Here is a 22,889-nt window from a genome sequence, read left to right on the forward strand (position 1 = left end):
TCCGAACTCATAGCATAGCTGTAATTTATAGCTTTAATGACACTGCGTACAAACCATAATACCCTGATCGCAATGATTTTAATGACGCTTCAGGCTAAAATCAAACACAGTACTTTTAAATTCCTCTCATTATCCCTTATCTTTGTATTTTTCCTTATTTCGCTATGACAGACATATTGGCACTCGATCCCAGGCATCACATACTCATAAAGGGGGCAAAACTCCACAATCTCAGGAACATTAATGTCGCCATACCCCGTAACAGGCTGGTTGTCATTACCGGACTTTCCGGTTCGGGAAAATCCAGCCTGGCCTTCGATACCCTGTATGCCGAAGGGCAGCGCAGGTATGTGGAGAGCCTTTCTTCCTATGCACGGCAGTTTCTCGGGAGGCTGGACAAACCCAAGGTAGATTACATCCGGGGGATCGCCCCGGCCATAGCCATAGAACAAAAGGTCAATTCTACCAATCCCCGGTCTACCGTAGGCACAACCACCGAAATATACGATTACCTGAAACTGTTATATGCCCGGATCGGGCACACCTATTCGCCCGTATCGGGGGAAGAGGTAAAAAAGCATACGGTGACCGATGTGGTAGATGCCGTAAACCGGTATGAACCCCGTACCCGGCTGTTGTTGATGGCCCCCGTACACCTTCCGGAAGACCGGACTGCAAAACAGAGCCTGCAGTTACTCGCACAACAGGGATATGCCCGTATCAAATACGGAGACCGGGTACTGCGTATCGACGAGATCGGGGAAGAGATCACCTCCGATTTTTATCTGGTCGTAGACCGCGTGATCACGCAACCGGATGACGAAGATTTTATCAATCGCCTTTCGGATGCCGTAGAAACAGCCTTCTTCGAAGGCAAGGGAAGCTGTATCCTCGAAGAAATGCAAACGGGAACACAGACCGTATTCAGCAACAGGTTCGAGAAAGACGGCCTGCAGTTCATAGAGCCCAATATTCACCTTTTCAGTTTTAACAATCCTTTCGGGGCATGCCCGAAATGTGAGGGATACGGAGATATTATAGGTATAGACGAAGACCTGGTTATTCCCAATTCGGGACTCTCTGTGTATGACAATGCCATTTTTCCCTGGAGGGGGGAAAGCATGGGGTGGTATCGCGACCAGCTGGTCAATAATGCCTACAAGTTCAACTTTCCGATACACAAACCCTGGTTCGAGCTCTCCGATGCCCAGAAGCAACTGGTGTGGGACGGCAACAAATACTTTACGGGGCTCCACGATTTCTTTGCCGAACTGGAAGAAAAGAATTATAAGATACAGAACCGCGTGATGCTGTCCCGCTACCGGGGAAAGACCCGCTGTTCCGAATGTGGCGGAAGGCGGTTGCGCAAAGAGGCCGATTATGTCAGGATCGGGGGAAAGAGTATCTCCGACCTCGTGGATATGCCGTTGCACCACCTCGCCGACTTCTTCCGGGAGCTTTCCCTTACGGATTACGAGCAGAAAGTGGCCGGGCGGCTCCTTAAAGAGATCAATAACCGGCTGGCCTTCCTGGCCAATGTGGGACTGGAATACCTGACACTCAACCGAAAGTCCAATTCGCTTTCCGGAGGGGAATCACAGCGCATCAACCTCGCTACCTCCCTCGGGAGCAGCCTGGTCGGTTCTATGTATATCCTGGACGAGCCCAGTATCGGACTGCATCCGAAGGATACCGAAAAACTGATCTCCGTACTGCAATCGCTCCGGGACCTCGGCAATACGGTTATTGTAGTGGAACACGACGAAGACATCATGAAAGCTGCGGATAACATTATCGATATAGGCCCCGAAGCGGGTACCCTTGGCGGGGAAGTCGTCGCCTGCGGGGATTTTGACGATATCCTGAAAGCACATACCCTTACCGGTGATTATCTGAGCGGGAGGAAAAGTATTGAAGTTCCGTCAAAACGGCGCACTTCCGAAAATTACATTACCATCAGGGGGGCACGGGAGAACAACCTCAAAAACATCGATGTCACCTTTCCCCTCGGTATGCTCACTGTTGTGACCGGGGTATCCGGGAGCGGAAAGAGTTCCCTGGTAAGAAAAATACTGTACCCTGTAGTGCTTAAGGAAACCGGCGGCTACGGTGAAAAGTCCGGAAAGTACACCAGCGTGGAAGGCCGTTACGGCAATCTTAAAGCAGTGGAATTCATAAACCAGAATCCCATTGGCCGGTCGTCCAGATCGAACCCGGTGACCTATATCAAGGCTTATGATGATATCAGGGCGCTTTTTACAGCACAGAAACTGGCCAAAATGAGGGGATACCAGCCCAAACACTTTTCATTTAATGTAGACGGCGGAAGATGTGAGACCTGTAAGGGCGAAGGAGAGGTTACCATAGAAATGCAGTTTATGGCCGATGTGGTCCTGCCCTGTGAGACCTGTAAGGGAAAACGCTTTAAAAAGGAAATTCTCGAAGTGACCTTCGAGGGGAAGAACATCAGCGATGTCCTGAACCTCACCATAGACGATGCCATTGCATTCTTCGGAAAACACAAACAGAAAAAAATCATCAATAAATTGCAGCCCTTACAGGATGTAGGCCTGGGATATGTGGCCCTGGGGCAGTCTTCCTCTACCCTGTCCGGCGGGGAAGCACAGCGCATCAAACTCGCCTCTTTTCTCTCCAAGGGCAATACGGACGAAAAAACGCTGTTTATTTTTGACGAGCCCACCACCGGGCTTCACTTCCACGATATCAGTAAACTGCTGGCCTCTTTTAATGCCCTGATCGCAAAGGGACATTCGGTGGTTGTCGTGGAACACAACCCCGAGCTTATCAAATGTGCCGACTATATCATAGACCTCGGCCCCGGGGGAGGGGAAAAAGGAGGTACTGTGGTGGCAGAGGGAACACCTGAGGAAATCAGTACACAGTCCGGGTCATATACGGGACAGTTTTTAAGAGATAAATTATAGGGGGCAGCCCCGCTATCCCGGCCCAAAGGAACTTCAACAACACAACAGAAAGCCCGGAGATACTTCCCTGCCTGGCAGGCAGAGACTGCGCTCAGGAAGACCTTTAATAATGGGGCATAACCATGTTATTTAACAAGTATTTAACTACTCCTGCCCCATGTCAGGATATTTTTTGGCACGTTCTTTGAACTGTACTTTACCGTTAAACGGTTAGTTAGTTTTTTTCATATTTTGGTTGGTTAGTTAGTTGTAAAACCCTGTACAGATAGCTGTGCGGGGTTTTATTTTTGGTACATCCCCGCCCGGCGAGGGGTTTCCCGGCGACTTTTCAACGGCTTCCCGGCTACCAGCAATAACAGCAGAAACGACACGAGAGACATCAGAAAGATCAGTACCACCATGGGCATGGCCGTTGCGTTGAACAGGATACCCATCAGGGCAGATATCCCTGCCCCTGCTCCCATCCTGAAACTGCCGTTCATTGCGGAGGCAGACCCGATATTACTGGAAAAAGGGTGTAAAGACATGGCCGTAGCATTGGGATTGATAAACCCGAGCAGGAACAATATCAGGAACAGAAGCACGGCAAAAACAGGAAGGGAAAGGTCGAATTTCCACATTCCCACAAGCAGCACCACAGTGACCAGCAGTTGCAGCAGGGAGGTTTTCCGGGTAAGATCTGAGATCTCAAAACGGTTGAGCAACCACCGGTTGCACTGGCTCCCGGCTATAAAACCAAAAGCATTGATCCCGAACATCCAGCCGAAGGTGGTTTCGGATACGCCGTATAATTTCATCAGGATAAACGGGATCCCGGATATATAGGCAAACATGATGGCCATGGCTATACTTCCCGACAGGCCGTATACCACAAAATCGCGGTTCTGCAATACACTCAGGTAATTTCCCGCTATTTTCTGCGGATGCAACGAAACGGTCCTGTCCTGCCCCCTGCTTTCCTTCAGGAAAAAATGAATGACCAGCATAAGCAGCACGGCTACGACAAACAGGAACACGAAAATGGACTGCCACCCGAAATTCCCCGTAAAGAGCCCGCCCAGTGTTGGCGCTATGACAGGAGCTACCCCCATAACAAGAAGGATCGAGGAAAAAGCCTTGGCCACATCTTCACCCGAAAAGTAATCACGGATAATGGCACTGTAAGCCACCATTCCCACACAGCCCCCGAGAGCGAGTACAAGCCGCATTCCCACAAGCCACCATATATTCGGCGAAACCGCACATCCTATCGCCGCAACGGCATAAATGGCCAGTCCGGCCAGTAACGGCTTCTTACGGCCGTAACGATCCAGCAACGGTCCGTAGATAAGCTGCCCGAAAGATATCCCAGCGAAATAAGTGGTCAGTGTCAGGGAAACATGAGCATCATCGGTATTGAGATCTTCCGCTATGGCCGGAAATCCCGGGAGATACATATCTATCGAGAACGGCCCCAAAGCGGCAATAAAGCCCAGTATAACAATCAGAATACGCTGCTGTCGTTTCGTCATAAGCCTCGCAAAAATTAATGTGAATAAAAAAGGAAACGGCAAAAGTAGCGATAATCCCATGCACCGGACTTTCCACACAGCTTTTTAACATCCCTGTTGCAGAAGCGTAAAAAAGAAGGAATGATTTATAGAAAAACAGGACCGTTACTGCCTGCAGGGTTATAAGTTGAAGGTTACATTATAAAATAACATTCGGGAAAGCCCGGAACTTCTTCCCCGCTTGTCCGGCCGGCAGGTTCATCTGAAGAGGGGAGTTTTAAAATGGAGCAACTTACCATAGATACGTCATGGGTAGCGAAGCCCCGTCCCGACCCTTGGTCGGGGGAAGAATCTCCCCCCCGGCCCAAAGGAACTTCAACAGTCGACGACAAACGGACCAATAAAAAAGAGGCCCGTTAAGGCCTCCGTTGCGTTTGTTACGCTTGCATTTTTTTAGCTTTCCGGGCTTCGCGTTTTTCCTTGATCATTTCCATGATAGCCCCGGTAACCCAATACGGTATCGCGAAAGCAGTCAGGAAAACCATCAACCAGAACCCCATAAGGGCTATACCTGCGAATGCCAAAAAGCCTAAATACTGGTCAAATTCAAACATAATTTCCGGAAATTTTCGAATTCAGTACAAAAATACCGTTTTTAATCGAAACGGCGAAAGCTTTTTTACGCAACCACATATAAATCGGCAAAATCATTACCCGGTACGGGGCAAAATACTAACTTTGTAAACAGTGTAAACATTAATATATTTCCATGAAATACAGAATAGAAAAAGATACGATGGGCGAGGTAAAAGTGCCCGCCGATAAATTATGGGGGGCACAGACCGAACGTTCCAGGAACAATTTCAAAATAGGCCCTTCTGCCTCCATGCCCCTGGAGATCATATACGGATTTGCCTATCTTAAAAAGGCAGCGGCATACACCAACTGCGAGCTCGGGGTGCTCCCCGAAGAAAAAAGGGACCTCATTGCCCGGGTATGCGACGAGATCCTGGAGGGCAGGCACGACGGGCAGTTTCCCCTGGTCATCTGGCAGACCGGATCGGGAACCCAGAGCAACATGAATGTCAACGAGGTAATTGCCAACCGGGCACACCAGCTGGCCGGAAAGACCATAGGCGAAGGGGAAAAAACATTGCAGCCGAATGACGATGTAAACAAGTCACAATCTTCCAACGACACCTTTCCCACGGGGATGCATATTGCCATTTACAAAAGGGTCGTGGAAACGACCATTCCGGGGGTTACCCGGTTAAGGGATACCTTGCAACAGAAATCGGAAACTTTCAGAAACGTAGTAAAAATAGGGCGTACCCACCTTATGGATGCCACCCCCCTGACACTCGGGCAGGAATTCTCCGGGTATGTATCACAGCTCGATCACGGGCTTAAAGCGCTCAACAACACCCTCGACCACCTGTCCGAACTCGCGCTCGGGGGTACTGCCGTAGGTACCGGGATCAATACCCCGCAGGGATATGCCGGAAAAGTAGCCGCATACATCGCAAAATTTACCGAACTTCCCTTTAAGTCGGCAGAGAATAAATTTGAGGCCCTGGCCGCTCACGATGCCCTGGTGGAAACTCACGGAGCCCTGAAACAACTGGCAGTGTCCCTGAATAAAATAGCCAATGATATCCGTCTTATGGCTTCCGGGCCCCGTTCGGGTATAGGTGAGATCGTTATCCCGGCCAACGAACCGGGAAGTTCCATCATGCCGGGAAAGGTAAACCCCACCCAGTGCGAAGCCCTCACCATGGTCTGTGCACAGGTTATCGGAAATGACGTTGCCGTTTCGGTAGGAGGTACACAGGGGCATTACGAACTCAATGTCTTTAAACCCGTTATGGCAGCCAGCCTGCTGCAATCGGCCCGGCTCATCGGCGATGCCTGTGTCAGCTTTGAAGAACACTGCGCTTCGGGCATAGAACCCAATCACAACAGGATTACGGAACTGCTGAACAATTCCCTGATGCTGGTCACCGCCCTCAATACCCGAATAGGATATTACAAGGCCGCCGAGATTGCCAATACGGCCCATAAAAACGGTACCACCCTTAAGGAAGAAGCCATTAACCTCGGCTACCTTACCGCTGAAGAATTCGACGAATGGGTAAAACCGGAGGATATGGTAGGGGCCATGAAATGATGTACACCATGTAAAATTTAAATAAGGTGCCTTTGAAAACGCTGATTACCAATATCAGGCAACTGGTACAGGTGCGGGATACCCCTGCCCCGATGATCGCTGGAGCAGCCATGAAAACGCTGCCTGTAATCGAAAATGCCTTTCTCCTTATCGAGGACGACCGCATTGCCGGTTATGGTAGCATGGATGACCTGGACACCCATCGGGCGGACAACATCATCGATGCTTCGGGAAGGGTGGTTCTCCCCAGCTGGTGCGACAGCCATACCCATATCGTATATGCCGGGAACAGAGAACAGGAATTTGCCGATCGCATTAACGGGCTCTCCTACGGGGAAATTGCAGCACGGGGAGGCGGAATCCTGAATTCCGCAAAAAAACTACAGGACACTCCCGGCGATGAATTGTACAAACAGTCGGCCACAAGGCTGGAAGAGGTGATCTCCATGGGTACCGGGGCTGTGGAGATCAAGAGTGGTTACGGACTGGACACGGATGCGGAACTGAAAATGTTACGGGTTGTCAGCAAGCTGGCACAAAACTATGATCTCCCGGTAAAAGCGACTTTTCTGGGAGCCCATGCCATTCCCGCCCGGTATAAAAACGACCGGAAAGCATATCTCGATATCCTCATGGATGAAATGATCCCGGCGGTAGGAGAAAAAAAACTCGCTTCCTATATCGATGTGTTCTGTGAACAGGGATATTTCACCGTGGAAGAAACCGAAAGCATACTCGAAGCCGGGCGGGCTTTCGGGCTGATCCCGAAAATCCATGTCAACCAGTTTCACGCCATCGGGGGGGTACAGGCCGGGATAAAACACCACGCCCTGTCTGTAGACCACCTGGAGGTCATGCGGGATGAAGACATCGAAGCCCTGAAAGGAACGAAGACCATGCCCGTAGCCTTGCCTTCGTGCTCATTTTTCCTGGGTATCCCTTACGCCCCGGCCCGGAAAATGATCGACAGCGGACTCCCCCTGGCACTGGCCACGGATTACAACCCGGGGTCTGCTCCCAGCGGGAATATGAATTTTGTAGTGGCCACCGCCTGTATAAAGATGAGAATGACCCCCGAGGAAGCCATAAATGCCGCCACGGTCAACGGGGCCTATGCTATGGGATTACAGGAAACACACGGAAGTATTTCGATAGGTAAAAAAGCCAATATCATTATCACTAAAAAGATTCCCGGCTACACCTATATCCCTTATGCTTTCGGAAGCCAGCTGATAGATTCGGTACTGATAAACGGAAGTAAATTCGTTCCCTAAGGTTTCGCCCATCGGGACCCAAAAACCAGAAACCGCCGGAAACCAATGATGTGTTTCCGGCGGTTTTTTACTGTTTTATGGTATAAGGGAAGCCTTATTTCAGTTCAAAACTGGACGAGCCAAGCTCCCTGAGTTTGCTGTCAAATACCTTTACCTCATAATTTCCCTGCTGAAAATCTTCACCTTCCTTGTCTACGTAATCACAGACATCCAGGGAGGCATTCTCATAATAAAAGGTAGAAACCTTGCTATAGGTCACACTCACCGCGGCCGGATTTTCCTCTTCAACCACTTCTTCCACCGTATTGTCGACCATATCATCCACTTCAACGGAATCCTGGTTGACAAGCTCATCCTTGGCTTCTGCGATCTTCCTCACAACGGGAGGGGCATAACTGGCCTCCTGCCTGTCTCCCATAACATTACCGTCAGGGCCGGTAACCTGGACATAGAACATCGTATCTCCCGAAGGAGCTATCCGGTTGGCTGCAACGGTATAACACACCTTGAGCTTATCTGCTCTCCTGTGGCGGTTTACAGACACCAGTTTTCCGCTGTTACGCTCCCTGACCGCCTCTACGGAAAATTTTGACAGGCTCAGTGCCGAACCGGCATCCACAACCTTGGCCAGCTGAACGTTCTGGGTGAGTATGGAATCGGCATATTCAGACTGGCGCTGCAGGGTCATCTGCGTGCTGTCGCGCTGCAGGGTCAGCTCCGCATTCGAACGTCGCAGCGAGTCGTTCTGTGCCAGCAGGAACTCTCTCTCCTTGGTAAGCACATTTACCTGTCTCCTGTAGCGGTAGAGCGCCGCGATATCGGCCTTCATGCTTTTTACGGAATCTATATACTGTGCAATCCGATCCCGGGCAGACAGGAGTTCCTGGCTGGTCGAATCACCTTCGGCAATGGCCCGGTCATAATCAGCCTTCAGATTATTGAGGTCCTCCACCACCATGTTCTTCTGGTTGGTAAGGTCGGCCGTTGTCTTTTTCTTATCACTGTACAGGCTCGAAGTATAGATCAAAGTCCCCACCAGGGCTACTCCGAGCAGTGCAGCAAGAACTTTCAAACCGTTATTACTCTTTGATTCAGTCATAATGATTTCGTTTTTAACTGTTAACGCTCAATTTCGGTTTTTGTTATACATTCCCGTAAATATATATACGAATAAATTTAACAATTAGATTTTTATTTTCATATTTGTTTTACCTTTTTAAACCTTATCCATGCAGAATTTTTTAAGCTTGTACACCCTGAAGGACATCGAAAAGATCATTTCGAGAAGAAAGGGAGAAACCAGGTTCGGCGAACGTATCCAATTGCCCAATGAAGGGCAGGACCTGGAAGAACAGCTCAACGAATCTGAGGCCAGGTATGTGCTTTTCGGTATCCCGGAAGACATCGGTATTACCGGGAATTACGGAAGAAAAGGAGCGCGGCACGCCTGGCAGGCTACCCTGTCGCAGCTGCTGAATACCCAGCACAATACGGAAAACAAGGCAAAAAAGGTCCTGTTACTGGGGCAGCTGGATTTTTCTGAGGAAATGAAGTTACTGGACACTGCCGGGACTTCCGGAAATGACCGGATCAAAAAGGCACGTGAGCTCACGGCACTTATAGACACCGAGGTCACCGACCTGGTCTGTAAAATTGTAAGGGCGGGCAAAAAACCGGTGGTTATAGGTGGCGGGCACAATAACTGCTACGGGATCATGAAAGGTTGTGCCCTGGCCCTGGGCCAGCCCGTAAACTGCATCAATATCGACGCACATACCGATCTGCGCAAGCCTGAAGGCCGGCATAGCGGCAACGGCTTTTCCTATGCCTGGCGCGAAGGCCTCCTGCAACGCTATTTCATATTCGGCCTTCATAAGAACTACACCCCGAAAAATATCTTCAGGAAGTTTTTAAAAACGGAAGAAAATATAAAGTACCTGAGTTTCGAAGAGCTGCTGCTGGCTCCCGAAAGTTCATTCGAATACCACATGGAACAGGCTCACCAGTTTGTGCGGAAAGCTCCGTACGGCATAGAGATAGATTGTGATGCCATAAAGAACGTTCCGAGCAGTGCCGCAACTCCTACCGGTTTCACGCCCGAACAGGTCAGGAAGCTCGTCTATTCCTGGAAAAACCATAAAAATGCGCTGTACCTGCATATCTGCGAAGCCGCCCCCCATCCTGAAAATGAAGAAGAAACACGGCTTACGGGCAAACTTATCTCATATCTCATCACCGATTTTATCAGGAAATAATATCCCATAAAAAATCCACCCCGGAAAACGAGGTGGATTTTTCCATACCGGAAACTACCGTTATTATTTACTCAGGTACATCTTTCTGCGCGTATACAGATCGTAGAACTGGTCGTCCTTGAGACTGTCTATAAACAATATGCCCTCCCCGGTACTCTTCATTTCGGGGCCGAGGTTCTTGTTTACATTGGGGAACTTGTTGAAGGAGAATACCGGCTGCTTGATCGCAAACCCTTCCAGTTTGGGATTAAAGTCAAAGTCAGTTACCTTTTTCTCTCCCAGCATGACCTTGGTCGCATAATTCACATAAGGTTCTCCGTACGCTTTTGCAATAAAAGGTACTGTTCTCGAAGCCCTCGGGTTTGCCTCTATGATGTATACCACGTCATTCTTGATGGCAAACTGTATGTTGATCAATCCTACGGTATTCAGCGCCAGGGCGATCTTTTTCGTATGGTCCTTGATCTGTTGCAGGACAAATTCCCCCAGGTTAAACGGCGGCAGGGTCGCATTGGAATCGCCGGAATGTATCCCGCACGGTTCTATGTGCTCCATAATACCGATAATATACACGTTCTCCCCGTCACATATGGCATCGGCCTCGGCCTCTATGGCCCCGTCGAGATAATGGTCGAGCAGGAGCTTGTTATTGGGTATCTTGCGAAGCAGGTCTACCACGTGCTCTTCCAGTTCTTCCCTGTTGATCACGATCTTCATTCCCTGGCCGCCCAGCACGTATGAGGGGCGTACCAGTATCGGGAAGTTCAGCTCATCTGAAAGTTTAAGGGCCTGTTCGGCAGTTTCGGCCACCCCGAATTCCGGGTAGGGAATATTGTTTTCCTTTAACAAGGTGGAGAAACTTCCCCGGTCTTCGGCAAGGTCGAGGGCCTCAAAACTGGTCCCTATGATCCTGATACCGTACTTGTCCAGCTTTTCAGCGAGTTTAAGCGCCGTTTGTCCGCCCAGCTGCACGATGACCCCTTCGGGTTTTTCATGCTGTATAATGTCGTAAATATGTTCCCAGAACACCGGTTCGAAGTACAATTTATCCGCAGTGTCAAAATCGGTAGACACGGTTTCCGGGTTACAGTTGATCATGATGGTCTCATAACCGCATTCCGCAGCGGCCAGTACCCCGTGTACACAGCAGTAATCAAATTCGATCCCCTGCCCTATCCTGTTCGGGCCGGAACCGAGGACCACTATTTTCTTCTTGTCGGTCACCACACTTTCGTTATCCACGTACCGCGTGCCGTCTGCCGTTTCTATTTCGTCTTCGAAAGTGGAATAGTAATACGGGGTTTGTGCCCGGAACTCGGCAGCGCAGGTATCTACCAGCTTGTACACCCGGTTTACCCCCATCTCTTCCCGCTTCTTGTGTACCTCACTTTCCCAGCACTTCAGCATATGGGCTATCTGCCTGTCTGCAAAGCCTTTCTGCTTGGCCTCGAGAAGCAGGTCTTTGGGAAGCGATTCTACAGTGTAGGTAGAAATCTCCTTTTCGAGGAAATACAGTTCTTCATACTGTTTCAGGAACCACATGTCTATCTTGGTGATCTCGTGTATCCTGCTCAGGGGGATGCCCATCTGTATGGCATCGTAGATCACAAATACCCGGTCCCAGCTCGCATAGGTCAGTTTTTCAATGATCTGGTCGTAATTCGTATATCCCTTTCCGTCTGCCCCGAGACCGTTTCTCTTGATCTCGAGGGACTGGGCGGCCTTGTGCAGCGCTTCCTGGAACGAGCGTCCGATCCCCATGACCTCTCCCACAGATTTCATCTGCAGACCCAGTGTCCTGTCGGCTCCTTCGAACTTGTCGAAGTTCCACCTCGGGATCTTCACAATAACATAATCCAGGGTAGGCTCAAACAGTGCCGACGTGGATTTGGTGATCTGGTTGTCCAGTTCGTCCAGGGTATACCCTATAGCCAGTTTAGACGCTATTTTTGCAATGGGATATCCCGTAGCCTTGGAGGCCAGGGCCGACGAGCGCGATACCCTCGGGTTGATCTCGATGGCAATAATATCTTCTTTTTCATCCGGGCTTACTGCAAACTGAACGTTACACCCGCCCGCGAAATCACCGATACTGCGCATCATATGGATCGCCATATCGCGCATCCTCTGAAATGTTCTGTCGGATAAGGTCATTGCCGGGGCCACCGTAATGGAATCTCCCGTATGGATCCCCATAGGGTCCATATTCTCGATGGTACAGATGATAACCACATTGTCATTCTTATCACGCAACAGCTCCAGCTCGTATTCCTTCCAGCCCAGCAATGCCTTGTCGATCATTACCTCGTGGATCGGAGAGACCTCCAGCCCCCTGGTGAGCATTTCGTCAAACTCCTCCTTGTGGTGTACGAAAGAAGCTCCCGCCCCACCCAGCGTAAAAGACGCCCTGATCACCAGCGGAAAACCGAATTCCTGTGCGATCTCCTTTCCTTGCAGGTATGAAGTGGCCGTAGCCTGGGGCGCCATCGGAACACCGATCTTCAACATCAACTCCCTGAATTTCTCACGGTCTTCGGTAATGTTGATGGCATCGATATCCACCCCGATAATTTCAACACCAAAATCTTTCCATATCCCTTTCTCATCCGCTTCTATACACAGGTTCAGTGCAGTTTGCCCGCCCATTGTCGGCAACACCGCATCTATATTCGGATGTGCCCGGAGTATTTCCACGATCGATTTGGTGGTTAGCGGCTTCAGGTATACGTGATCTGCCATGGAAGGGTCGGTCATAATGGTAGCCGGGTTGCTGTTGATCAGCACAGTTTCTATCCCGTCTTCCCTGAGCGACCTGAGTGATTGCGAACCGGAATAGTCAAATTCACACGCCTGGCCTATGATTATAGGTCCCGAACCGATAATAAGGATACATTTGAGATCTTTTCTTTTTGGCATTTCTTTGGTATTGTGTTATTTAAATGAATAAATCCTGATCAGGTATAAAAAAAGGTGTTACTTCTAAAAGCAACACCTTTATATGAATAGCATTTCAACAGCATTATTTTTTATGCCTTGGTTCAGAAGATACCGTCAGTTTCTTTCTTCCTTTTGCCCTTCTCCTGGCAAGCACTTTCCTGCCGTTGGCACTCGCCATTCGCTCTCTAAAACCGTGCTTGTTCCTTCTTTTTCTCTTTGAGGGTTGAAATGTTCTTTTCATTGTTTAATATCTTAAATCTGCTTAAAAATACCTAATTGAATGTGCACGAGATTCCTCCACAAAAGTGCGGCGCAAATATACGAAGAGTTTTTATTTAGACAAACCATTTAAAAAATATTTTTCGGCTGTTTTCAGGATGGTTTCACGTAGCCTGTTACCGGTTTTTCCGGGAAAACATTTTCGGGATCCCGCCCAGGTTACACACCGTCACTACACGTATTTATTTTTTAACGCCTATGTAACCGGGATTTTGTGTCACGGGTAGGTCTGCCGCAAGTTTTTTGCTAACTTTGCAACCTTGTTTATACGGTGCATTAAAAAAATACTATATGTTCAATAAAAACCTAAAATTAGTTATTGCCGCATTTATCATCGCTTATGCTGTATACCAGTTTATCGACGGAAATATCGGAAACGGTATTTTCCTCATCCTGCTATCCGGTATATTCATTTTCCTGTATTTCAGGAACGAGATGATCCTTATGGCCTTCCTGCGCATGCGTAAACAGGATTTTGAAGGAACGGCCAAATGGCTGGGCAGGATCAGAAATCCCGAGGCTGCCCTTACCAGGAAACAACAGGGGTACTACAATTACCTGCATGGTATCATGGCCTCCCAGACCAACCTTACACAGGCGGAGAAATACTTTAAAAAAGCACTTAAACTGGGGCTTTCCATGAGTTATGATATCGCTATGGCAAAACTGAGCCTGGCCGGTATAGCCATGCAGAAACGCAGAAAGCGAGAGGCGACCATTCTTCTGAACGAGGCCAAAAAACTGGACAAACAGAACATGCTGGGCGAACAGATCAAAATGATGCAACAACAGATGAAACGGATATAAAACCACACCACAACCTGCCGGTTTCAATATCATTCCGTCATTCATCGAATCCGTTAATCACCGTACCGAATAATATCCCTTTTCCGGGATTTCGATATAATACTGCTTTCTCGATTTATTGTTCAGTTTTGCTTCCCGGAGCCAGGGATTATGGATTTTCAATATCTTGTAATTTATTCCCTGCTCCCTGGCAAAGGCTGCCAGGTTGTCTATCTCGTAATCCACCGCTACCTTTTTTGTGGGTACCAGCGTATACATATGCTTCGGCTCTATATTAAACCCGTATTTTGCCGGGTCGGACAGGATCTCCTTCAATGCCAGTATCCTGAATATATAACGACTGGTTTCATCTCCGAGCAGAATATCGTAGTAGTCATTGATCTCCTGCCTCTCCTGCTGCCGTGATATCCCGGCCTGCCCGGCATTATAGGCCGCAGCGGCGAGGGTCCAGCTGCCAAACCTGGCCTTTGCCTTTTTGAGATATTCACAGGCTACTTCCGTAGATTTCTCCAGGTGATAGCGTTCGTCCACATTCTGGTTGACCTCCAGCCCGTATTCCTTTCCCGTACCGCTCATGATCTGCCAGAATCCCGTGGCCCTCGCCGGAGACACCACATTCTGCAATCCGCTCTCTATGACGGCCAGGTACTTGAAATCGTCCGGCACCCCGTGTTTTTTCAGTATGGGCTCTATTACCGGAAAATACTTATGCGCCCTTTTTATAAGCAGTAACCCGTTAGACTGCCAATAGGTATTCACCAGGAGTTCCCTGTCCATACGCTCCATGATATCCGGTTCGTCCAGTGGCACGGGCTCCCCGGCAAAACTCACATTTTCCATAAAATCTATGGCATATACATTGTAGTCGTGTACTACCTTGTCACTGGCCTCTTCTTTTCCTTCAACCAGGCCGTCCTTTCCTTCTCCCTGTACCGATCCCAGGAAAATTCCTGCCAGAGCTACAACCCCGACCCCCATTAAACCTTTTTTTATCCATTCCATAACATTACGCTTTAGTCATTAGCAGCCAACCCTTCCTGACTTTCCCCGATACCGGGATGGGAATGAGTTCCATGTTTTAAATATTAACGCATCTTTTACCCGATTCTTGCCTGCCTCCGGGCAGGAGGAAGTAAAAATACGCATTTCAAATGTACAAAATAAGAAGAAAACCGGAATTCAGTTCTCGATAAGCGACGGAAGATGTTCATTGAACCACCTGGAACGGTTAATAATCATGATATGCGTACCGCCTTTCACCCGGATACACTCTTTTATACAACTAATGGGAAATACGGGATCCTTGTCTCCGTGGATGTGGATAATCCCCGGAACGGGAGTAGTCCTTTTCCAGTGCACGATCTCATTAATGGCCCAGTCCACATAATCCTTGTCTTTTACGGCGAGGTATTTTTCATAGCGTTTCAGCCTTTTACTTATCCCTTTCCCGAAAGCATACCTCGCTATAAACTCTACATTGGTCACCAGGGAAGTGGGCAGGAGTTTATGAACTCCCGTATAGTGTGCAAATTTCATTTTTCCCGGAAGTTCGTCCCTGGTCTTGACACTTGATATGATAATAAGCTTTCGCGGATTCACAAAAGGCGCCATTTCCTGGACCAGCATCCCTCCGAACGAAACCCCGATCAGTACGGGGTCCGGGTGACGGATGTTCCTGCTCATGCGCCTTGCGTAATCTTTCAGGCTTTCTCCTTTGAGCGGAGGTATCCATTCCAGCCTGAACACCTCAAAACAGGCGGTCGGAAGCTCTATATGTTCAAATATAAGCGGGCTTGCCGCCATTCCCGGCATAAAATACACTGGTATCTTAACGCGATTCGTCAAAAAGCTTATATAATTGGGTTATAGAATTTTATATATTTTTCGTATCTTTGTAGGCGCAAATCCGGCTCCGCAGGTTTTTTACTTCTGAAAAGAATGCAACAGGGCTGCGATATTTCCTGAATTTGTACCTGATCGGTCTTTACAAATTTAGGCTTTACAAAAGAAATCAATGGTATTTCTTCATCAATTCTTACGCGAGGAAATTAAAACATGAAATGGACATGGATAAACGATAATGATTTGTTCATGTGAGAGCGCAACGGTTCCTGAATGTGCGGATTTTTTTTGCGCATTCCGGTTTATGCGAAAAATTTTAAATATGAAAAATGAGCGGTACATATCTAATGTCCGATCCGGCGTTGCCCCTGTCTTACAGTATCTTTTCCTGCCGCTCTACGGTAGTTCCCAACCCGGAACCCTTAATCTCTCTAATTTAAAAACAACAAAAGATGAGTAATGATGTAGCTGTCAAGGACAATGATTTTTTGCGTCAGTTTGAAATCCGTATCGACGGTAAACTGGCGAAAATTGAGTACTCTTCACAGGAAAAAAAGATCTTCCTGACCAAACTGGTGGTTCCCGAGAACTTCGGCGAACACTTCAAAGACGATTTTATCGCCTCCGTATTACAACTCGTAGAACAAAGGAACCTTCGGGTAGTCCCGACAAGCCCCGAAATAGCGCGGTTTCTCAGAAAACACAAGGAATATAAAGACCTGCTTCCGGTAGGGATAAGGATATAAGTCCCCGTTTTCCCGGATCAGGAAGCGAAGACCACGGCTTCTACGAATTCGAAACGCACCAGGCCGTCTTCATCGATATCTTTCAGGATTACCCGGTGCAGGGTATTTACCAGTTCCGGGTTCCACGGGGCTTTTACCTTAATGTAATTTTCGGTAAAACCGTGAATATACCCGGCCTTGTTCTCCCCTTCGAAAAGCACGGTGCGGGTGGTTCCCAGCTGGCTTTCATAAAAGGCGCGTCGTTTCTTTACCGAAAGTCCGCGAAGCATCTTACTCCGTTTGGCCCGCACTTTGGAGGGCACTACCCCGTCCATTCCGGCAGCAAGGGTATTATCCCGCTCCGAATAGGTAAAGACGTGCAGATAGGAAATATCGAGTTCGCTGAGAAAACGGTATGTTTCCAGGAAGTGTTCGTCGGTTTCTCCCGGAAATCCCACAATAACATCAACCCCGATACAGGCATGCGGCATGACCTTCCTGATCCTTTGCACCCGGTCGGTATATAGTTCACGCAGGTACCGGCGTCTCATCCGCTTCAGTATCTCATTACTTCCCGATTGTAGCGGAATGTGAAAATGAGGGACGAAAGTCCGGCTCCGGGACACAAAATCAATCGTCTCGTTTTTAAGGAGATTGGGCTCGATAGACGATATTCTCAGGCGTTCGATGCCTTCCACCTCATCCAGGGCCTTTACCAGGTCAAGGAAGGTGTGTTCGTGCTTTTTATTCCCGAACTCCCCTTTTCCGTAATCCCCGATATTCACCCCGGTAAGTACTATTTCCCGGATATGCTTACGGGAAATTTCACGGGCGTTGTTCAGCACATTTTCCAGGGTATCGCTACGGGAAATGCCCCGTGCCAGCGGAATGGTACAATAGGTGCACTTATAGTCGCAACCGTCCTGTACCTTGAGAAAGGCCCGGGTCCGGTCGCCTATGGAATAACTGCCCACATAAAAATCGGCTTCCTCGATCTCGCAGGAGTGCACTTCCCCGAAATCATTCTTTGCCAGGTCATTGATATAATCCGTGATCTTGAATTTTTCCGTGGCTCCCAGCACAAGGTCCACACCGTCTACGGCGGCGAGCTCCTCGGGTTTTAACTGGGCATAACAGCCGACAGCGGCGACAAAGGCTTTTTCATTCTTCTTCAATGCCTTCCGCACTACCTGTTTAAACTGCCGGTCGGCATTCTCGGTCACCGAGCAGGTATTGATCACGTAGATATCTGCCGTAGTATCAAAACCGACCCGGTCGAATCCCTTGTCCTGAAAATCTCTTGCGATCGTCGAAGTCTCTGAAAAATTCAGCTTGCATCCCAATGTGTAAAAAGCGACCTTTTTTCTCTGATCCATATTCCTTACCGGTTACCATTCGTCAACGTCCCCGAAGAGACTCATTATTAATACCTTGACATAATTTCGGGAGTGCAAAGTTACTCAAAGTATTTAGAACCAGGTTAAAAAAAATCAGTAGATTCGTAGCTTGTGTTTTAAATCCATCTCCCATGTTAAAAAAAACTACCTTTCTGCTTTTTCTTACCGGTATCTCCCTCCAGGCCCAGCAACAACTGACCGTGGAAAAGATCATGCAGGACCCCCGGTGGATGGGGACCTTTCCCTCCGATGTCCGGTGGGACGATCACGGGGAGGTCCTGTATTTCAAATACAACAGGGACAACGACCCCTCCGATTCGCTCTACCGCATTAATATAAAATCGCCCGGAACCATCGAAAAGGTACATGCCCGTGAAGCCGTGGCCCTGGTCCCGGAAACGGGCAGTTACAATAAAGACCGGACAAAAAAACTTTTTACCGAAGGGAAAAGTCTTTTTATCTACGATCTGCGGAAACGGAAAAGGACGGAACTCATACAAACGGACGAGCATATCGGCAACCCGCAGTTCCTCGCCGATGAAAACAGGATTGTCTTTCAGACAGGGGCCAACCTTTTCACCTACTCCCTCTCCGACGGGCATATAAGGCAGGTAACCCGTATCCGCAAGGGGGAAGCTCCCGGAAAAAAGGACAAAAAAGAGTCGCCCAAAGCACAATGGCTCCGGGAAGAAAACCTGGGGCTGCTCCGGGTGGTCAACGAACGGGAAGAAAAAAAGGAACAAAGCAGGGAATATGCGGAAATGATCGCCGAAAAACCGCCGTATACCTTCTATCCGGGAGACAGGCAGATTACGAACCTGCAACTGTCCCCCGACGAAAAATTTGCCGTTTTTAATCTCCGGACACCCGGTGACTCCCGGAAAACCGTTGTACCCGATTACATCGATACCTCCGGGTATACCACCGACCTCCGTACCCGAGCCAAGGTGGGCGAAGAGACTACAAAAACGGAGATGGCCGTATACAACCTGGAAAAAGACACCGTGTATCCCGTTAAGACAGGGGCATTACCGGGACTGGACGACCTCCCCGACTACACCCGTGACTATCCCGGCAAGGACTGGGGCTCCGCGGAGAGAGCATTAATGATATCGGGGGCCTCTTTTTCCCCGGACGGAAAACACATGGTAGTCAACGTGCGTTCCAAAGACAATAAGGATCGCTGGATCGCCCTGCTGGACCCGGAAAACGGCAACCTGAAAAACCTGGACCGCCAGCGGGACGAGGCCTGGATCGCCGGGCCGGGGATCGGCTGGAGCACGGGAGGCGGCATCCTCGGATGGTTGCCCGACAATAAACATATCTATTTCCAGTCGGAAGAAAGCGGGTATTCCCACCTCTACCTCCTCGATGTGACCACCGGGAGAAAAAAGGCCCTGACATCCGGCGCGTTCGAAGTTTTCGACCCGTTTTTATCGGCCGACGGTACGCACTGGTACCTGACGACCTCGGAGGTAAACCCCGGGGAACGCCATTTCTACAAAATGCCCGTATACGGCGGGCCCATGGAACAACTGACTTCCATGACCGGCAACAACGAAGTAAGCCTTTCCCCCGATGAAAAACACCTGGCCATACGACACTCCTACAGCAACAGGCCCTGGGAATTATACCTGAAAAAAAACAGTGTCCGGGCAAAGGAAACCCGACTCACCTCCGGCCGGTCGGAAGCCTTTGCCGCATATCCCTGGCGCGACCCGGAACTCATACACTTCACTGCCGCCGACGGCACCAAAGTCCCGGCGCGGCTGTACCTTCCCGAAAAAGGGGTAAAGAACAACGCCGCAGTACTGTTCGTTCACGGAGCGGGTTACCTGCAGAACGCCCATAAATGGTGGTCTCTTTACTTCAGGGAATACATGTTTCACAACCTGCTCACCGATCTGGGCTACACTGTCCTGGATATCGACTATCGTGGCAGTGCGGGATACGGACGGGACTGGCGTACCGCCATCTACCGCCACATGGGCGGGAAAGATCTTTCAGACCAGGTAGACGGTGCGCGGTTTCTCATAGCCGAACACGGCATAGACCCCCAGAAAATAGGTATCTACGGCGGCAGCTATGGCGGGTTTATCACCCTGATGGCCATGTTTAAGGAAGGTGACACCTTTACTTCCGGGGCCGCCCTCCGGTCGGTTACCGACTGGGCACACTACAACCACGGATATACTTCAAATATCCTGAACGAGCCTTACAACGATCCCGAAGCATACCGGAGGTCTTCGCCGGTCTACTTTGCAGAAGGGCTGAAAGGACATTTACTGATCGCACACGGCATGGTCGATGTCAATGTACATTTTCAGGATGTCGTACGCCTTACACAGCGTCTTATCGAACTCGGAAAAGACCATTGGGAAATGGCCGTATATCCCGCCGAAGACCACGGGTTCACCGAACCGAGCAGCTGGACCGACGAATACAAACGGATACTGAAAATATTCAACACCACCCTGTTAAAAGAGGAATAGCAGGATTACCCTTCCCGCCATTTCCCGGTTTCCTTGTATACATGTTCCAGGATGCGGGCATCTTCTTCGGTAAAAGCCGCCTCCCGCCTTGCGGCTGCCCTTTGTGCAGAGGCTATGGCTTTTGGCAATACGTATTCCGCAAAACCACCGGCCCCTCCCCAGGAAAAGTCGGGCACAAAATTGGGTGGAAGGCCGCTGCCGTAGATATTGGTGTTGACACCGACAACAGTCCCGGTATTGAACATGGTATTGATACCGCATTTGCTGTGATCTCCCATCATCAACCCGCAAAACTGCAATCCCGTCTTTTTAAATTCCCCCGCAGCATAATCCCACAGCTTAACTTCATCATAATTATTCTTCATGTTGGAGTTATTGGTATCGGCCCCCATATTGCACCATTCTCCCAGAACGGAATTCCCCAGGAACCCGTCGTGCCCCTTGTTGGAGTATGAGAAGAGCACCGAATTGTTGATCTCTCCTCCTACCTTACAGTAAGGCCCTACCGTGGTAGCCCCGTAAATCCTGGCTCCCATCTTGACGATACTGTGGTCGCAAAGCGCAAAACCACCGCGGATATGACACCCTTCCATGACCAGCGTATCCTTCCCTATATAAATGGGGCCGTCGGAAGCATTAAGCGTGGAGAAATACAACTGCGCCCCTTCTTCTATAAAAATATTTTCAGGCGCTATGACCTGCACCCCTTCCGGAACGGGCCTGCTTTTTCTTCCGGCCGTAAGCAGGTCAAAATCTTTGCGAAGGGCCTCCCCGTTCCCGGAAAATATGTCCCAGGTATTTTCCAAATGTATCAGCGCTCCGGTATATTCCTTTTTCCGGTAAGCGGAAAAATCCGGTTCTGGTTTCCTGTCAGAAAAATAGGCTACCGTATGCTGTCTGTAGGTGATCATCTCCCCGGGTTTCAACTGTTTTACGGCATCGGCCAATGCAGGTTCCGGCAAAAAGGAAGCATCTATGCATACATTTTCATCTGCTGCAACCTCCGGAAATTTAACCGACAGATATTCTTCGGTCCGCACCGAAACAGGGCCGTCCAGCAACCTGTCCCATTTTTCCCTTATAGTAAGTATGCCCACCCGTATCTCCGCCACCGGCCTGGTATAGGTAAAAGGCAGCAGCGCATTGCGGGCAGGGCCGTCAAACAAAATATAGTTCATAGTATGTGTGTGAGTTTTGGGTAAAAATAAAAAAACCCCTGATTTCTCAGAGGTCTTGTAAGCTATAAATTTGCGAAATTTATTTTTTGAATTTCGCGTATTTGCTCTTGAACTTGTCGATACGTCCGGCGGTATCCACCAGTTTGGATTTACCGGTATAGTACGGATGAGAGGTTCTTGATATCTCCAGTTTGATCAGGGGATATTCAACACCTTCCACTTCTATGGTCTCTTTTGTGTTTGCGGTAGACTTGGTAATAAAAATATCGTCGTTAGACATATCCTTGAATGCAACCAATCTATAATTTTCCGGGTGTGTACCTTTTTTCATCGCCGTTATATTTATTTCTTTCTCCTAAAATTCGAGGTGCAAATTTAATGATTTTTTGTATATACACAATACTACGATCAAAAATTGTGGTGTAAAAAATTTATTGTCCGGGAAAGATGTAACAAAATACCTTCTTTTTACGACAAACTGATTACTTTTAACCAAAAATAGAACTCATGACAGAAAACGCAGCACCTACCGGAAAATTCGCTCTGAATTACGGGCTTCTCCTCGGGGGAATAAGTATCGTATTCGGGTTGATCCTTTACAGCATGGACCTTCATTACCAGGGAGGATACAGTGTATTGTTAGTCTCTGTAGTGATCATGCTCGGATGCATTATTACAGGGCTCATACAATACAGGAACGCCAACGGCGGATATATGTCTTTTGCACAGGGATTAAAAGTCGGGGTGGGAATCTGCCTGATAGGAGGGGTTATTTCCATGCTCTTTCAGCTTGTACTCAGCAATGTCATAGATCCTGAAATGACCGCCAAACAACTGGAAATGGCACGGGTCCAGATGGAAGAACAGGGCATTGCCTCCGAGCAGATAGACGCCCAGATGGAGATGGCCAAAAAGTTTACCGGACCATTTATTCAGGCTGCTTTCGGCCTGATCGGCAGCATCTTTTTCGGTTTTGTGCTTTCCATGATCCCTGTCCTTGTTCTTAAAAAGAATAAGCCCGAACATATGTAACTGTTGTAATAAAATCACAAAAATCCGTAAGGGTATGGATGGCCGGTTTACCTATAGAAACATTTTTAC

The 22,889-nt window shown here is 48.9% G+C and carries 18 protein-coding genes; 8 read left to right on the forward strand and 10 right to left on the reverse strand.

Translation table 11 applies throughout. The features are described from left to right. Nucleotides 1-164 precede the first annotated feature (164 nt). The gene (gene uvrA, locus DN748_RS04445; RefSeq protein WP_112370571.1) at nucleotides 165-2,945 is read left to right on the forward strand and encodes an excinuclease ABC subunit UvrA; all 2,781 of its coding nucleotides are present in this window, start codon (nucleotides 165-167) and stop codon (nucleotides 2,943-2,945) included. 281 nt (nucleotides 2,946-3,226) lie between these two features. Here the strand turns inward: uvrA and DN748_RS04450 are convergent, their stop codons facing one another. Both DN748_RS04450 and DN748_RS19210 read right to left on the reverse strand, forming a co-directional pair. Then, nucleotides 3,227-4,456, reverse strand: a complete 1,230-nt coding sequence (locus tag DN748_RS04450; protein ID WP_112370809.1) for a multidrug effflux MFS transporter — start codon at nucleotides 4,454-4,456, stop codon at nucleotides 3,227-3,229. Nucleotides 4,457-4,872: 416 nt separating this feature from the next. Then, a complete protein-coding gene (locus tag DN748_RS19210) occupies nucleotides 4,873-5,049 on the reverse strand; it encodes a hypothetical protein (protein WP_201741423.1) in 177 nt (58 codons plus the stop codon). A gap of 155 nt (nucleotides 5,050-5,204) precedes the next feature. Here DN748_RS19210 and fumC point away from each other — a divergent pair, with 155 nt between their 5' ends. Together fumC and hutI are read left to right on the forward strand one after the other, a co-directional pair. Further along, complete coding sequence (gene fumC / locus DN748_RS04455) at nucleotides 5,205-6,602, forward strand: class II fumarate hydratase (RefSeq protein WP_112370572.1); 1,398 nt, start codon at nucleotides 5,205-5,207, stop codon at nucleotides 6,600-6,602. 32 nt (nucleotides 6,603-6,634) lie between these two features. Further along, a complete protein-coding gene (gene hutI, locus DN748_RS04460) occupies nucleotides 6,635-7,876 on the forward strand; it encodes an imidazolonepropionase (protein ID WP_112370573.1) in 1,242 nt (413 codons plus the stop codon). 94 nt (nucleotides 7,877-7,970) lie between these two features. Here the strand turns inward: hutI and DN748_RS04465 are convergent, their stop codons facing one another. Then, nucleotides 7,971-8,975: a hypothetical protein gene (locus tag DN748_RS04465; protein WP_112370574.1), complete on the reverse strand. Its 1,005-nt coding sequence runs from the start codon at nucleotides 8,973-8,975 to the stop codon at nucleotides 7,971-7,973. 130 nt (nucleotides 8,976-9,105) lie between these two features. On the opposite strand from DN748_RS04465, the gene DN748_RS04470 reads away from it, so the two are divergent. Then, nucleotides 9,106-10,131: a formimidoylglutamase gene (locus DN748_RS04470; protein WP_112370575.1), complete on the forward strand. Its 1,026-nt coding sequence runs from the start codon at nucleotides 9,106-9,108 to the stop codon at nucleotides 10,129-10,131. Nucleotides 10,132-10,194: 63 nt separating this feature from the next. Here DN748_RS04470 and carB read toward each other — a convergent pair whose 3' ends face one another. Both carB and rpmH read right to left on the reverse strand, forming a co-directional pair. Continuing rightward, the gene (carB, locus tag DN748_RS04475; protein ID WP_112370576.1) at nucleotides 10,195-13,047 is read right to left on the reverse strand and encodes a carbamoyl-phosphate synthase large subunit; all 2,853 of its coding nucleotides are present in this window, start codon (nucleotides 13,045-13,047) and stop codon (nucleotides 10,195-10,197) included. Nucleotides 13,048-13,150: 103 nt separating this feature from the next. Continuing rightward, nucleotides 13,151-13,309, reverse strand: a complete 159-nt coding sequence (gene rpmH, locus DN748_RS04480; RefSeq protein WP_054557421.1) for a 50S ribosomal protein L34 — start codon at nucleotides 13,307-13,309, stop codon at nucleotides 13,151-13,153. Between the two features lie 329 nt (nucleotides 13,310-13,638). Between rpmH and DN748_RS04485 the strand changes: the two genes are divergently transcribed. Further along, a complete protein-coding gene (locus tag DN748_RS04485) occupies nucleotides 13,639-14,154 on the forward strand; it encodes a DUF2892 domain-containing protein (RefSeq protein WP_112370577.1) in 516 nt (171 codons plus the stop codon). A 57-nt stretch (nucleotides 14,155-14,211) separates the two neighbouring features. On the opposite strand, the gene DN748_RS04490 is transcribed toward DN748_RS04485, so the two are convergent. Further along, complete coding sequence (locus DN748_RS04490; RefSeq protein WP_112370578.1) at nucleotides 14,212-15,156, reverse strand: lytic transglycosylase domain-containing protein; 945 nt, start codon at nucleotides 15,154-15,156, stop codon at nucleotides 14,212-14,214. A gap of 177 nt (nucleotides 15,157-15,333) precedes the next feature. Continuing rightward, nucleotides 15,334-15,999: an alpha/beta fold hydrolase gene (locus DN748_RS04495; RefSeq protein ID WP_317047404.1), complete on the reverse strand. Its 666-nt coding sequence runs from the start codon at nucleotides 15,997-15,999 to the stop codon at nucleotides 15,334-15,336. A gap of 449 nt (nucleotides 16,000-16,448) precedes the next feature. On the opposite strand from DN748_RS04495, the gene DN748_RS04500 reads away from it, so the two are divergent. Beyond that, nucleotides 16,449-16,742: a GNAT family N-acetyltransferase gene (locus DN748_RS04500; RefSeq protein WP_112370580.1), complete on the forward strand. Its 294-nt coding sequence runs from the start codon at nucleotides 16,449-16,451 to the stop codon at nucleotides 16,740-16,742. Between the two features lie 17 nt (nucleotides 16,743-16,759). Here the strand turns inward: DN748_RS04500 and mtaB are convergent, their stop codons facing one another. Further along, nucleotides 16,760-18,097 (reverse strand): tRNA (N(6)-L-threonylcarbamoyladenosine(37)-C(2))-methylthiotransferase MtaB, encoded by a 1,338-nt coding sequence (gene mtaB, locus DN748_RS04505; protein ID WP_112370581.1) that lies wholly within the window; start codon nucleotides 18,095-18,097, stop codon nucleotides 16,760-16,762. A gap of 152 nt (nucleotides 18,098-18,249) precedes the next feature. Here mtaB and DN748_RS04510 point away from each other — a divergent pair, with 152 nt between their 5' ends. After that, on the forward strand, nucleotides 18,250-20,610 hold the full coding sequence (locus DN748_RS04510) for a S9 family peptidase (protein ID WP_112370582.1): 2,361 nt from the start codon (nucleotides 18,250-18,252) through the stop codon (nucleotides 20,608-20,610). A 5-nt stretch (nucleotides 20,611-20,615) separates the two neighbouring features. On the opposite strand, the gene DN748_RS04515 is transcribed toward DN748_RS04510, so the two are convergent. Together DN748_RS04515 and DN748_RS04520 are read right to left on the reverse strand one after the other, a co-directional pair. Further along, nucleotides 20,616-21,788, reverse strand: a complete 1,173-nt coding sequence (locus tag DN748_RS04515) for a GlmU family protein (protein ID WP_112370583.1) — start codon at nucleotides 21,786-21,788, stop codon at nucleotides 20,616-20,618. Nucleotides 21,789-21,867: 79 nt separating this feature from the next. Continuing rightward, complete coding sequence (locus DN748_RS04520; protein WP_112370584.1) at nucleotides 21,868-22,119, reverse strand: type B 50S ribosomal protein L31; 252 nt, start codon at nucleotides 22,117-22,119, stop codon at nucleotides 21,868-21,870. Nucleotides 22,120-22,295: 176 nt separating this feature from the next. On the opposite strand from DN748_RS04520, the gene DN748_RS04525 reads away from it, so the two are divergent. Continuing rightward, the gene (locus DN748_RS04525; RefSeq protein WP_112370585.1) at nucleotides 22,296-22,820 is read left to right on the forward strand and encodes a DUF4199 domain-containing protein; all 525 of its coding nucleotides are present in this window, start codon (nucleotides 22,296-22,298) and stop codon (nucleotides 22,818-22,820) included. The last annotated feature ends 69 nt before the right edge of the window (nucleotides 22,821-22,889 follow it).

The sequence above is a fragment of the Sinomicrobium soli genome (genome assembly GCF_003285545.1).
In the GTDB taxonomy this organism is placed as follows: Bacteria; Bacteroidota; Bacteroidia; order Flavobacteriales; family Flavobacteriaceae; genus Sinomicrobium.